Consider the following 13,675-nt stretch of genomic DNA (forward strand, 5'->3'; position numbering starts at 1 on the left):
GGCGAACCTTACAATTTTGTAAGATTACATTTATTCAAACAATAATTTCTTTTCTTTAAAAGTAATCATAACGGTTGTGCCTTCTCCGACCACCGACTGCAAATGCAATTCATGCCCCAGTTCATCCGCAATTTTCTTAGATAAATAGAGTCCCAAACCGGATGACTGGTGCGTTAGACGCCCATTGTAGCCGGAAAAGCCACGCTCGAATACACGCAGAAGATCCGCATCCTGAATCCCTAAGCCAGTATCTTTCATATACAAGGTATCTTCCTTAAAGAAAATTTCAATACCACCTTGGCTGGTGTATTTGAGACTGTTTGAGAGCACCTGCTCTAAAATGACGACAAACCATTTTTTATCTGTAATAATGGCGTGATTCAAATCATGCAAATTTAGACGAAGACCTTGCTGAATAAAGAAAATGGCATACTTTTTGACAATATCTTTGACCAAGTCTTCTATATTTTCTCTTTTCACGACTAAATCATCATGAAAACTTTCCAGACGCAGGTATTGCAAGACTAAGTTTGTATAAGAATCAATCTTAAACAGTTCTTGCTCTAACTGATTTTTCAATGTCTGCTCTTGTAAATCCTCCACTAAGAGCTTGCTCGCAGCAATCGGCGTCTTGATCTGGTGCACCCAAAGTGTATAATAATCTAATAGATCACTCTGCTTTGCTTGATGCTGTAATTGCAGCTCTTTTTTGTCCTTTTCTAAAGTTTCGATTTTGGAGAAAAGTAATGCTTCCAAGGGAGTTTTTACTTGACTTTCTCCATATAAAACAGCGCGACGAAAAGTTTGATATTGTTTAACAAAGTCAAAGACGAATCCTATCAAGCTAACCAAGAGCAAGAGCAACATGACATACCGTAAAACAGCACGTTCACTTTCAAAAAGGTAAGAAAAAGCAAACAGTAGACTATAAAAAATAAGTAGCAACAAACATAAAAACTGACGCGAACGGAAATAATATTTGAAAAATAGACGCTTATTCTGATGATCCATTGGTTAATCCGTAGCCTATACCTTTCTTTGTTTCAATGAAATTCTTGAGACCGACTTCTTCTAATTTTTTCCGCAACCGTGCCACATTGACCGACAAGGTATTGTCATCAATGAAAAAATCACTATTCCAGAGCTCTTTCATCAGGTCATCACGCGCGACAATACTGCCAGAATGCTCAAACAGCACGCGCAAAATCTGAAATTCATTTTTGGTCAAGGTAATGACTTCACCTTCATAAACCATATCCATGGACTTGAGATTGAGAATAACTCCATGATATTCCAGTAAGCTTTGATCCGTTCCAAACTCATAAGACCGCCGCAACAGTCCTTGCACTTTAGCGAGGAGAACATTGTTATCAAACGGTTTTGTGACAAAGTCATCACCACCCATATTGATTGCCATGACAATATCCATCGCTTGGTCTCTTGACGACAAAAACATAATGGGCACTTTAGAAATCTTACGAATTTCTTGGCACCAATGATAACCATTAAAAAGTGGGAGACCAATATCCATCAGCACTAGATGTGGTTCTTCCTTGACAAAAATCGTCAAAACCTGCATGAAATCCTCTACTGCAACCACTTCAAATCCCCATTGCTCCAGCATTTTTTTGACTTGTTGGCGAATGACAGCATCGTCTTCTACTAATAATATCTTGTGCATGCTATCCCTCTTTTCTATTTTCTTTTTCTATTATAACAAAGACTTGGGAAAATATGCTATACTAACAGTAGATTTACGAAAGAGAATGACTATGGGAAATATTTTTAACTACTTAGAAGATGTACAATACGATAGTATCTACGACCAGCCCTTTACAGCGCTGGATATGCTACTCTTGACTGAAATGACCTATCTGAACTTTGATGACATTGTTACAGATAGTTTGACCTTACAACAAGCCCATCGCTTAGTTGATATACCACAATACATGACCCAAGAAATTTCCATGATGAATACCAAACACCGCTTGGCACTTTTGGAACAAGCCGCTAAGGTGAAGCGCTATAAGAACATCAAACTCTTGGGTTATGTAAATGATATTGATCTTGATGTGCAAAAACAATTTGCTGCTATGACTTATAAAATCAGCTTAAACACCTATGTTATCACTTTTCGCGGAACAGATGATTCCATTATCGGTTGGAAAGAAGATTTTCACATGACTTATATGGAGCATGTCCCTGCACAACGAACAGCTGTCCATTATGTCCAAAATGCCATGCAGGCATTTCCAAAAGCCACTTTTATCTTGACAGGACATTCCAAAGGTGGCAATCTAGCGACTTACGCTGGCAGCCAAGTAGAACCTGCTTTACAAGCAAGAATTTCTCAAATCTATAGTTTTGACGCTCCAGGCTTGAATCATACAGTGATTGAAACAGACGGCTATCAGGAAATGGCTCCAAAAATCAAACGTTACATTCCGCAAGGCTCTATTGTCGGGATGATGCTGGAAACACCTAAGCAAGCGCACATTGTAAAGAGTGTGGCTATTGGTGGTATTGCCCAACACGATACCTTCTCTTGGCAAATCGAAAATGAGCACTTTGTCTTACTTGACACGCTCAACCCAGACAGCATTCAGACAGACAAAACTCTCAAAGAATGGGTGGAGACGGTTCCCGATGACGAACTTAAAGATTTCTTTGATGTCTTTTTCAGCCTCATTTTAGACGCTCAAATTACGTCCATTGATGAATTTTTCCAACCTAACAGTATCAAGAAATTGCTGACTATCGTCCAAAATGCCCAAGCCCTTACCGAGCAAGAAAAAGAAATGCTCAGCCGCCTAACACGCCTGCTCATCTCTATCCGTTACCAAGCCTGGATTGATGATTTTAAAACACCTAGTCCAATGGCCTTTATGACCGATGTACGAGAAAGCTGGACTAGTCTGGCGGAGAGGTTTTCGTTTTTAAATAAAGATGAATAGTGCATCATCATGTTTTATACTACAAAAGGGAGTCCTGTCTCACTCCCTTTTTTTAACTACTACTCAAATAGGTCGTCCGAGCCTCGGACAGAGTGAACCATTTTTCAGGTAGGTCGTCCGACCCTCGGATGAAGTAAATCTATTTTCGTGAAGGTCGTCCGAGCCTCAGACGGAGCAAACTTCTTTTCAGGCAGGCTATCCGAGCCTCAGACGAAGTAAACCACTTTTCAGGCAGACTATCCGACTCTCGGACGACGTGAACTACTTTTTAGGCAGGCTATCTGACCCTCGGACGGAGCGAATTACTTTTTAGGAAGACTATCCGATCCTCGAACGAAGTGAACTACTTTTTAGGAAAATTATCCGACCCTCAGACGTGGGGAAACAATTCTTAGATAAGCCGTTGATGTAAGTAATAGACTACCAATTTCTTTTATTCCATTGACCGGAACGATAAACAAAGCGAGGCTGAGACATTATTGTCTCAGCCTCATTTTTAATTCTAATCTTCCTGTGGGCTCACCCAATCAAGCTACCATTTGGTACATTTTGATCTACTGTGAGCAGAGTTAGTTGATTACCATATTCTGCTGAGAGGATCATGCCTTGGCTGATACGTCCCATCATCTTGCGTGGTTTGAGGTTCGCTACGATTTGGACTTTCTTGCCAACCAATTCTTGCTCGTTTGGATAGTATTTAGCAATCCCAGACAGAATTTGACGATCTTCGCCGTCTCCCGCATCCAAGCGGAATTGAAGCAATTTATCAGAACCTTCAACTTTAGAAACTTCTTTAACCTCTGCGACACGGATTTCTACTTTGTCAAAATCGTCAAACTTGATTTCCTTGCGGTTGAGTTTGAGTTCTACTTCTTCTGGCTCCCATTCCTTTTCAATGGCTGGCTTATTGGCTTCCATTTGCTCCTTGATATAAGCAATTTCTTCTTCCATATCTAGACGTGGGAAGATAGGTGTACCTTTAGCAACAACAGTCAAGCCTGTTGGCAGTTCTGCCAAATCTAGATTTTCAAGGTCAAAATCTGTACCTAAACCAAGTTGCTCCATGATAGCATTTGATGTCGTCATCATGAACGGTTGAATAAGATGAGCTACCACACGTAGACTAGCTACCAAATGTGCCATAACTGCCGCTAATTCATCACGTTTGGCTTCATCTTTAGCCAACACCCAAGGTGCTGTTTCGTCAATATACTTGTTAGTACGAGAAATGATATTCCACACTGCTTCCAAGGCTCGTGGATAGTCCACGGCATCCATCTGTTTGTGGTAGATTGCGATATTTTCTGCTACCACTGCTGCCAAGTCCGCATCAAATTCTGTCACATTCTCTTTATAAATCGGCACTTGACCGTCAAAATACTTGTTAATCATAGCAACCGTACGGTTGAGGAGATTTCCAAGGTCATTTGCCAGCTCATAATTGATACGACCCACGTAGTCTTCTGGCGTGAAAGTGCCGTCAGAACCAACTGGAAGGCTACGCATGAGGTAATAACGAAGCGGATCCAGCCCAAAGCGTTCCACCAGCATTTCTGGATAGACGACATTGCCCTTAGATTTAGACATCTTACCGTCCTTCATGACAAACCAACCGTGGGCAATCAAGCGATCTGGCAATTTCATATCCAGCATCATGAGCATGATTGGCCAGTAGATAGAGTGGAAACGCAAGATATCCTTTCCAACCATGTGGAAGACTGTTCCATTATTCCAGAATTTTTCAAAGTTGGCATGGTCATCTTGACCATAGCCAAGGGCCGTCGCATAGTTGAGAAGAGCATCAATCCATACATAAACCACATGTTTTGGATTGGACGGTACAGGCACTCCCCAAGTGAAAGAAGTCCGTGATACTGCCAAATCTTCCAAGCCTGGCTCGATAAAGTTTTTGATGATTTCATTCATCCGACCATCCGGTTGGATAAAGTCAGGATGGGCTTTGAAGAAGGCTACCAAGCGATCGGCATATTTGTTGAGACGGAGGAAATAAGACTCCTCAGAAACCCACTCCACCTCGTGACCTGACGGAGCAATTCCCCCTGTTACTGTGCCGTTTTCATCACGGAAAACTTCTTCTAACTGACTTTCGGTAAAAAATTCTTCATCTGAGACTGAGTACCAACCAGAATACTCACCTAGATAAATGTCATCTTGCGCCAGAAGACGTTCAAAAACATCTGCTACTACTTTTTCATGATAATTATCGGTTGTGCGGATAAACTTATCATAAGAAATATCCAGCAGTTGCCAAAGTTCTTTTACTTCTTTCGCCATCCCGTCCACATATTTCTGAGGAGTAACACCCGCTTCTTCCGCTTTCTGCTGAATCTTTTGACCGTGCTCATCAAGCCCTGTCAAATAAAAAACATCATAACCCATGAGACGTTTGTAACGAGCAAGGACGTCACAAGCAATAGTCGTATAGGCTGATCCGATATGCAACTTGCCGCTTGGATAGTAGATTGGTGTTGTAATATAAAAATTCTTTTCAGTCATAGTTTTTCCTTTCAAGGCAAATGAAACCTTTTTTAGTAACACTTTTATTATAACATATTACACAGCTTTTTAAATGAAAATAGAGTTGACTTACGTTGTACTCATAATCATTAGTATATTATTATTGCTTAAATCTTATGCTTAGTATAAAATAATAATATTGAATGAGGCTTGTTTTATATGAACTTAGTATGTTATAAATGAGTTTTCGTTCTCTACACTACGTTTTATGAGGAGTTATGGAAATGAACGAAAAACGAATGAAAATGATAGGTTGGGTGGCGACATTCATGTCTGTTATGATGTATGTATCTTATATCCCACAAATTATGGACAATTTAGCTGGACATAAGGGAAACTTTATCCAACCTCTGGTAGCTGCAATTAACTGTAGCCTTTGGGTTTATTATGGTTTATTTAAAAAAGAGCGTGATTTGCCACTCGCTGCCGCAAACGCTCCAGGTATTGTCTTTGGGCTTATTACTGTGCTAACAGCAATGTTCTAACCCTGATTGAATTCTCTTACTGTCCTATCTGACAGTAAGGATTTTTGTTGACAGTTCTTACAAGAATAGAATTACAAACAAAAACTCTGATTTCCTCAAAAACAAAAGCTCTATCTGGATAGACTAGTCAGATAGGGCTTTATTTTTTATATTTGTGCCGTTTTAGAAAAAGATTTTTTAATATTCCTTTACTATTTTTAATACTATCTGTTTTTAAACTATAATTTCAACAGCAGCTTCATTTTTCATCTTTTTATCTCAAATAAGCTTCGCAGCATCTTTATCCTGATTTCATTTTTCTGCGGAACTCCTAGCAAACTCTTCTTCTCTCTTTTGCTTTTATCTATTCAAAAAGGAAAATAGTCTTAATACGTCACAACGCTCAAGTTACCACTTTCATATTCTGCGATGAAGATATTAGAAATATCAGTATAGCCTTCCTTAGCAAGCCTCTCGATTAACCATTCTTCTGTTTTGTCAATAGAATCTAAAATATCAATCTGGACAACACCGTCTGTGATAATGGGGTATTTCGGATTTTCCTCACCTGCCTGTACGACAATAAGCTGACCGTTTTGCTCCATGACTGCTCGTTTAACTTGCTTTAGTTGAAAAATTCCTTGGCTACGTAACTTCAGAGCCACATCAGCCGCTGAAAGGCCAACGGAGCGGCAAGCTTCAGGACTCAACTTCCCGTGCTGAATCAGGGTAGTCGGTTTACCATCCATCAAATGCTTGACTGTCCGAATATTGTTATTGAGCCATTTTAGAGTCAAGACCAAAATCGTCCACATAATGAGGATGATCGCATACTGGATAATGTTAATAGAACTATTGTAAATCACCCCACCAATAATACCACCTAGAACATAATTTTGAATCTGGTCGATCGCGGAATTAGGTGCCAGATTTCCTTTTCCTGTCACATTGATAACAAACACGAGTGAAAACAGTCCCAACGCTAGTTTAATCAGGATTTCAAGAAAATTCAATGTCATTTTTTAACCTCCACTAATTTGATATCTGTTGTCTTATGTAATTTAATTTTTTCCAGTAAATACTTATCTGGCTCACTTCCACTCATAGCTCGATAAAAATCTTTTCCAACTTTTAAAATCGCTCCATCCGTCGCAGCTGAAGTGTTGACATAAACCTCTGACTTATCTACTCCCAAATCTTTTGAAATAACTTCAATAAAATGAAGAGAGGTTTGGAACTGGTTATTAGAGGCTTGATTGGTCTGAAAAGTACTAATCCCAATCAGAACGATAGCAATCAAAGACAAAATGGAGATAATCGCCAATTCACGAAATTTCGAATCGCGCTTATTTCGATAGGCCTTAAAAGCAAAAAAACCTGTCACAAGTAACAACAAAATAGAAAGTCCAATCGTCACCCAGTTTTGCTGGCTGATTTGACTCAAAACATAATCATAAGAATAAAATTTCATTTTTTCTCCCTCTATTTTCTCGGCCTATTATAGAAAATTTTTCAATATTTTTCAATATTTCTAGAAATCGTATTTTAACAAGATAATAGGAGCGAGACAAAAATCAGCAACTCAAAGAGTTCAATTTTGTCGTCCCGCTCCCACAACGATAATTAGACTAAAAAAGTTTCAAGCTAAACAGCAAATGAATCAATGTATCCTTTTAGATAACCAGTAAGAATAAATCATTGGCACTACAATCATAATGATTAGAGTAAAAACAAGCACGAACGTAACTGCAATCTGAACGAAGCCATTAAAGAAAATGATAATACCACCAATTACCCAAATTTTACCAGCCAGACGATGTGTCTTTATCCAATTATCATCATTATCCAAAGTCCATGGGAGACGTATACCAACCGTATAATTGCGACGAGCTTTTGGCATGTAATTCCCAATAGCAATAAATAGAACTCCTAAAAACATACCATTCATCAGAGCATGATTAACTGCATAACCCAAGGCTTGCGCGTAAATAGCTGTCATGACTAAACAAGATGTCAAAGGAATAATCCAATAAACCAGATGCCACATTTTCAAGCTAATATTCTTAGATTTAGGATCCTTGCTAGTCACAAATAAACCAAACCAATGTATAAGCAGCAGAAAACTAGGAATACCAAAAACTGTAAACCCTCGACTACTGAATCCATTTACTTGATTCGAAAAATCAAAATGCGTTGCGACTGTTTGGGGCAACTGTTGCCAGAAAAAGCAGCCTATCAACATAGGCACCAAAATACTAGCACTCGTTAGTATCAATAGTTTTTTATCAATCTTCATTAGCCTTATCTCCTTTCAATTCAGCTAACCAAACTACAATGTCTTCCAAGACTGAAGTATTGAGTTCATAATAGATATAATTTTTCTGGCGCGTCTCCAAAATCAAATCTGCTTTTTTTAAAATATTAAGATGGTGCGAAATGGTAGCTCCCGTCAGCTCAAAATGTTCCGCTATTTCCCCAGCAGACAGACTGCCCATTTTTAACAAATCTAAAATCGCTCTTCTCACAGGATGAGATAAGGCCTTAAAGGTATTAGCGAAACTCATGAGTTTCCCTCTTTTCTTTTTGTAAAATGACTAGCGCTAAACACAAGAAAGGTAAAACTGCCAGAAGTCCTGTGGGTGTCGGACCTAGAATACGCAAGGCTAATGCTTTTTCTGTTGGCAATTGAAATAAAAGACCCACGCCAACAATGGCATTAACAGCACCGTGCAAGAGTGCTGGAGCCCAGATAGAATTCGTCTTTTCCATCACCCAACTTAATAAAACGCCTAAACTAAAACAAAAAACAAACATTGCAAGCACTCCCAGCCAAGGATATGCAAAATAAGTTAGTCCATAATTATATCCCTGCAAATTAATCGGCAGATGCCAAATACTCCAGATAAGTCCAACTAATAAGTGCGCTTGAACTATTGAAAAACGCTTGCGTAGTGCTGGATAAAGATAACCACGCCACCCAATTTCCTCACCAATAGCAAACAGACTATTAAGAAAAGGCGCATACGTCAAAGCTGAAAATAGTTGTGCAAAAATAACGATCTGTATGGGAAGATTTATTTGAGGACTACCTGTTCTTCCCAGCATTTCTCGCAACGTCTCAAAACCAAGACTAAACTGTTTGCTAAAGACTATGTAATACAGTCCTGCTCCTAAAAAACTCAATACCGCAGGCAACCAAAGCGCTAATAAATAATAGCGCCAACATCCTTTGAGATTTGTTGAAAATTGAGCCTGTAATTTCATGTTTGCTGATCTCCTCTTCTTTAAGATAAAAAAAGCAAAAGCTGGCATCCACATGGCAAGAATAGTTCCAGCCTGAGCGATAGGCTCGCCAAGCTTTACATCAGCTAACCATAGCCCAATCCAAATCAACCAAGCTAAGCTATAAGATAAAAAAATAAAAGTAAGCATATCCGTTTTCTTCGACATTTAAGTTACACTTTCTATTTAGATAATCTTCTAAATAGAATTATACTCTTTCTTTTAAAAAACACAAGACCTATTTAGATTTTTTTCTAAATAGTTTTAAAAAAGAAAGAGGGCAGAACAAAATCAATAACTTAACGAGTTGGATTTTGTCATTCCGCTCCGCAGCAGCAATGATTAGCTCCAGTAGTCTGAGGAGCTGTTGAAGGTTACAAATACAGCTAACGAGATCAGCGTCAATAAACTTGATTAAAACTTTGTTATTGCTTTCTACGAAAGATTTATTTATCACCCGCCATATTTTTTTGAGCAAACCACACTAAACTGCGTTTTACAAACAATATTATTATAAAAACATTTTCACAAATCTCTTTTACAAAATCAAAGATACTATCAAAACAAGAAGAACAGTAAGAATAGAAAGTGTCACAGCCAGACTTACCCAAAAACCAGCTGTGTTCCTTGGATTGATCCCAATTCCCACACCGATTTCTTTAGGTATCCAAAATGGTTCAGTAGAAGATTGCTTTCCCTTCAAACGAAGTAACCTAATCAGGTACCAAATAAAGAATATGAATAAAACAATATATAACAATTGTCCTCCCATTATATCTCCTTTCACTAGTATTATACACTTTACTCTCCTTTTTACAACCTCAAATTCGCCGAGTCAGTTATTTTTTGATACAATAGAAAAAAATGAATCTAGAAAAGGTATCTATATGAAACTCATTTCTTGGAATATTGACTCTCTCAACGCAGCTTTGACCAGCGACTCTGCACGCGCGCAATTGTCACAAGCTGTTTTACAGACTTTAGTAAGATTAGACGCTGATATTATCGCCATTCAGGAAACTAAATTATCTGCTAACGGACCAACTAAAAAACATCTAAAAGTTTTAGATGAATTATTCCCACATTATGAAACTACATGGCGCTCTTCTATAGAACCTGCACGTAAAGGTTATGCCGGAACTATGTTTTTATACAAAGAGAATCTATCTCCAAAAATAACCTTCCCAGAAATCGGTGCACCTTCTACTATGGATGCCGAAGGGCGTATTATTACCCTTGAGTTTGAAAAATTCTTTGTCACACAAGTCTACACTCCCAATGCAGGTGATGGTTTAAAACGTTTAGAAGAACGACAAATCTGGGACAAAAAATATGCTGACTATCTAACAGCTTTAGACATAGAAAAACCTGTCCTTGCGACAGGGGACTACAATGTAGCCCACAATGAGATTGACCTCGCTCATCCTTCTAGCAACCGTCGCTCACCTGGATTTACAGATGAAGAACGATCCGGATTTACCAATCTGTTAAATCGTGGTTTTACTGATACTTTCCGTTACATTCACGGCGATAATCCAAATGTTTATAGCTGGTGGGCACAACGCAGCAAGACCAGCAAAATCAATAACAGTGGCTGGAGAATTGATTACTGGCTGACCAGCAATCGAATTGCAGATAAAGTAACCAAGTCAGAAATGATTGACTCAGGTACAAGGCAAGACCACACACCAATTGTATTGGAAATTGAGTTATAAAAAAAGAGGTTTCTCCTCTTTTTTTTCAATCAAAATGATACAGTTGTGGATACTGGTCACATTCAGGATTTCTTGGGTGGCAGATTTCACGACCAAAGCAAATCATAGCTTGATGAGCTGGAAGCCATTCATTTTTGGGCAGAACTTCCATCACGCGTTGTTCAACTTCTAGAGGGGTAGCCGACTTTTTGACAATGTCATGATGTTTGCAAATCCGCTCCACATGAGTATCCACCGCAAAAGCCGGAATACCAAAACCAACACTCATGACTACATTGGCTGTTTTACGTCCTACACCTGCAAGACTTTCCAATTCCTGTCGTGTATGAGGTACCTGACCGTCAAAGTTATCCAGCAATTGCTGAGCACATTTTTTCAAAAACTTAGCCTTATTGCGATAAAGCCCCAGACGAGCAATATAGCTGGCAATTTCATTTTCTGATGCCGCAGCCATTTCCCGTGGAGTTGGATAGGCTTTAAAAAGGGCTGGTGTGACTATGTTGACTGCTGCATCGGTCGTTTGAGCTGACAGCATGACTGCGACTAACAATTCAAAATGATTGGTAAAATTCAAGCTAGGTTTTGCATCTGGAAATAGGGCGATGATTTCCTCAATCACCTTTCGCGCACGTTTTTTTGATAAAACCATTTTTTCTCTTTTCGTTCTTTACTAATATTCAATGAAAATCAAACAGTCTCACAGACTGTTTAGCAACCTTGCAAGGTGAGACTATACAAAATATCTGACGGAATATGTTGTATCGGATGATTAAATCAAAAGAGCGACGATTAACATTTTCAAATTTTAGTTCTATCTCACTCCCAAGCTAACAAGGTTTGAAGAAATTTTCTCAGTGTATAAAAACATTATAACACGAACAGCAATGATACCAAAATAGAGAGCTTAAAAAGAAGTGAGACGACAAAATGGATTTCTTTAAAATCGCAATTGTTGCCTCACCTCTTTTTTATTTACAAATCTAATATTGCATATTCTATGCGGTAGCCTATTTGCAGGATTTTTCCGTCTTTTTCTAAGATTGGTCGTTTGATGAGCATGCCATCGGTTGCTAAAAGCTCTGCGGCTTCTTCGGCGGACAATCCTGATAGTTTATCTTTCAAACCTAGCTCACGATATTTGAGCCCGCTAGTGTTGAAGAAAGATTTGATGTTTAAATCAGAATTTTCCATCCAAGTTAAAATTTCCTCTTTACTCGGTGTTTCCTTGACAATATCCACCGCTTCAAAGTCCAAACCCAACTGGTTTAATTCAGCCTTGGCTTTGCGACAGGTCGAACATTTTGGATATTCAATAAATCGTAACATATCATTTTCTCCATTTGTATCATTTATCCAAAGCTTTCTCGCTAAGTTCTACGCCTTCATGCTCCAAAAGCCATATTTTCTTGTCTAATCCCCCAACATAGCCGGTTAATTGTCCTTGGCTTCCCAGCACCCGATGACAGGGAACGATGATAGAAAAGGGATTTCTACCCACAGCGCCACCAACAGCCTGCGCCGAGTGAATATCTAACTCCTTTGCTATCTGACCATACGTGACCGTTCTCCCATAAGGAATAGTTTGCAGATAAGTCCAGACCCGTTGTTGAAAATCCGTCCCAACAGGAGCCAAAACAAGACTCGAAAAGTCTGGATACTTTCCGCTAAAATAATCATCTAGCAAAAGACGAGTTCTTTTCAGAATATCATTTTCTACTGGCATCGTGGCTTTCTCTAAACCGCGCTCAAAATATTTCTGCTTGAAAAACCAAGCTCCAACCAGCCCTATTTCATTAGCAACAAGTGACATTTCTCCCAAAGGAGAGAGATAAATTTGTTTATAAAAAGTCATTTTTACTCACTGACTTGCTCATGATAACGAGCATATAATTCACTCTTATTCCAGCCGTATTTTTTCGCTACTTCTTTGATAGCTTGATTTTTCTTTGCTCCTGCTGCTACTAGAAGATCAACCTCTGCCAACAAATCCGCTTCTGACTGTTCAATCTCTTCTTCCTTAAAACCTTCTACGATTAACAAACATTCACCTTTTAGTGGATTTTCCGTAATAAAGCCAATCACTTCCGAAATCAAGCCGCGCTGGTATTCTTCATAAATCTTAGTTAATTCCCGTACTAGTACTACAGAACGATCCCCATAGATACTGAGCATATTTTCTAAAGTGGCTTTGACCCGATGAGGAGATTCGTAAAAAATCTGTGTCTCTGGATAGGCTTTTTTATTAGAAAAAAACTCTTTTTGCTGACCAGCCTTGCGTGGCAAAAATCCATAAAAAATATGAGGTTGTGGAGCTAAGCCACTAGCTATCAAAGCTGAAATGCCTGCGCTGGGACCAGGCACAGTCACTACTGCGATTTCCTCAGCAATAGCAGCTTTAACTAAATCATGCCCCGGATCCGAAATACTAGGCAAGCCGGCATCCGAAACCTGAGCAATATTCTGCCCGCTTTTCAGCAAACGAATCAAATCAGGGATTTTTTCTTTGGCATTATGCTCGTGAAAGCTGATCTGCTTCGTAGTAATACCAAAATGCTTGAGCAACAAACCAGTATTTCTGGTATCTTCTGCTGCAATGAAATCGACTTCTTTCAGAGTATTCACCATACGGATGCTCATATCGTCCATATTCCCAATCGGAGTAGCCACCAGATAGAGCTTCCCATAAGGAGACTGACCTTTAAAACTTTTTTGAACCTGCATA

General features: G+C 39.0%; 16 protein-coding genes. 3 read left to right on the forward strand and 13 right to left on the reverse strand.

The window, feature by feature from the left end:
* Positions 1 to 30 precede the first annotated feature (30 nt).
* Positions 31 to 1,011: a sensor histidine kinase gene (locus EL079_RS04940; protein WP_003031481.1), complete on the reverse strand. Its 981-nt coding sequence runs from the start codon at positions 1,009 to 1,011 to the stop codon at positions 31 to 33.
* Entirely contained in the window at positions 995 to 1,681 is a 687-nt protein-coding gene (locus EL079_RS04945) for a response regulator transcription factor (protein WP_003031491.1), read from the reverse strand. Before EL079_RS04945 ends, EL079_RS04940 begins: the two co-directional genes overlap by 17 nt.
* Positions 1,682 to 1,772: 91 nt before the next feature.
* Here EL079_RS04945 and EL079_RS04950 point away from each other — a divergent pair, with 91 nt between their 5' ends.
* Positions 1,773 to 2,954 carry a DUF2974 domain-containing protein gene (locus EL079_RS04950; RefSeq protein WP_003031486.1) on the forward strand — a complete coding sequence of 394 codons (1,182 nt, stop codon included), beginning with the start codon at positions 1,773 to 1,775 and terminating at the stop codon, positions 2,952 to 2,954.
* 519 nt (positions 2,955 to 3,473) lie between these two features.
* Here the strand turns inward: EL079_RS04950 and metG are convergent.
* Positions 3,474 to 5,471, reverse strand: a complete 1,998-nt coding sequence (metG, locus tag EL079_RS04955; protein WP_003031477.1) for a methionine--tRNA ligase — start codon at positions 5,469 to 5,471, stop codon at positions 3,474 to 3,476.
* Positions 5,472 to 5,716: 245 nt separating this feature from the next.
* Here metG and EL079_RS04960 point away from each other — a divergent pair, with 245 nt between their 5' ends.
* Positions 5,717 to 5,977, forward strand: a complete 261-nt coding sequence (locus tag EL079_RS04960) for a SemiSWEET family transporter (protein WP_003031489.1) — start codon at positions 5,717 to 5,719, stop codon at positions 5,975 to 5,977.
* Positions 5,978 to 6,342: 365 nt separating this feature from the next.
* On the opposite strand, the gene EL079_RS04965 is transcribed toward EL079_RS04960, so the two are convergent.
* From EL079_RS04965 to EL079_RS04990, 6 genes are all read right to left on the reverse strand, one after another.
* Positions 6,343 to 6,975, reverse strand: a complete 633-nt coding sequence (locus EL079_RS04965; RefSeq protein ID WP_003031480.1) for a DUF421 domain-containing protein — start codon at positions 6,973 to 6,975, stop codon at positions 6,343 to 6,345.
* Positions 6,972 to 7,427, reverse strand: a complete 456-nt coding sequence (locus EL079_RS04970; RefSeq protein ID WP_003031485.1) for a DUF3290 family protein — start codon at positions 7,425 to 7,427, stop codon at positions 6,972 to 6,974. The genes EL079_RS04965 and EL079_RS04970 overlap by 4 nt, the downstream gene beginning before the upstream one ends.
* A 189-nt stretch (positions 7,428 to 7,616) precedes the next feature.
* The gene (locus EL079_RS04975) at positions 7,617 to 8,252 is read right to left on the reverse strand and encodes an SdpI family protein (RefSeq protein ID WP_003031476.1); all 636 of its coding nucleotides are present in this window, start codon (positions 8,250 to 8,252) and stop codon (positions 7,617 to 7,619) included.
* The gene (locus tag EL079_RS04980) at positions 8,242 to 8,520 is read right to left on the reverse strand and encodes an autorepressor SdpR family transcription factor (protein ID WP_003031490.1); all 279 of its coding nucleotides are present in this window, start codon (positions 8,518 to 8,520) and stop codon (positions 8,242 to 8,244) included. Before EL079_RS04980 ends, EL079_RS04975 begins: the two co-directional genes overlap by 11 nt.
* Positions 8,507 to 9,406 carry a CPBP family intramembrane glutamic endopeptidase gene (locus EL079_RS04985; protein WP_003031484.1) on the reverse strand — a complete coding sequence of 300 codons (900 nt, stop codon included), beginning with the start codon at positions 9,404 to 9,406 and terminating at the stop codon, positions 8,507 to 8,509. Before EL079_RS04985 ends, EL079_RS04980 begins: the two co-directional genes overlap by 14 nt.
* Before the next feature lie 370 nt (positions 9,407 to 9,776).
* Positions 9,777 to 10,010, reverse strand: a complete 234-nt coding sequence (locus EL079_RS04990; protein ID WP_003031487.1) for a hypothetical protein — start codon at positions 10,008 to 10,010, stop codon at positions 9,777 to 9,779.
* 115 nt (positions 10,011 to 10,125) lie between these two features.
* Between EL079_RS04990 and EL079_RS04995 the strand changes: the two genes are divergently transcribed.
* Entirely contained in the window at positions 10,126 to 10,953 is an 828-nt protein-coding gene (locus EL079_RS04995; protein ID WP_003031483.1) for an exodeoxyribonuclease III, read from the forward strand.
* A gap of 25 nt (positions 10,954 to 10,978) precedes the next feature.
* Here the strand turns inward: EL079_RS04995 and nth are convergent, their stop codons facing one another.
* The 4 genes from nth to rsmI form a co-directional block, all read right to left on the reverse strand.
* Positions 10,979 to 11,602: an endonuclease III gene (gene nth, locus EL079_RS05000; protein ID WP_003031488.1), complete on the reverse strand. Its 624-nt coding sequence runs from the start codon at positions 11,600 to 11,602 to the stop codon at positions 10,979 to 10,981.
* Positions 11,603 to 11,925: 323 nt separating this feature from the next.
* Positions 11,926 to 12,279 (reverse strand): arsenate reductase family protein, encoded by a 354-nt coding sequence (locus tag EL079_RS05005; protein ID WP_003032389.1) that lies wholly within the window; start codon positions 12,277 to 12,279, stop codon positions 11,926 to 11,928.
* Positions 12,280 to 12,298: 19 nt separating this feature from the next.
* On the reverse strand, positions 12,299 to 12,805 hold the full coding sequence (locus tag EL079_RS05010; RefSeq protein ID WP_003032425.1) for a methylated-DNA--[protein]-cysteine S-methyltransferase: 507 nt from the start codon (positions 12,803 to 12,805) through the stop codon (positions 12,299 to 12,301).
* Between the two features lie 2 nt (positions 12,806 to 12,807).
* Positions 12,808 to 13,674, reverse strand: coding sequence for a 16S rRNA (cytidine(1402)-2'-O)-methyltransferase (gene rsmI / locus EL079_RS05015; RefSeq protein ID WP_003032362.1), 867 nt, complete (start codon positions 13,672 to 13,674; stop codon positions 12,808 to 12,810).
* Position 13,675: the final 1 nt, after the last annotated feature.

Origin of the sequence: Streptococcus anginosus (assembly GCF_900636475.1) — a bacterium.
Taxonomy (GTDB): Bacteria; Bacillota; Bacilli; order Lactobacillales; family Streptococcaceae; genus Streptococcus; species Streptococcus anginosus.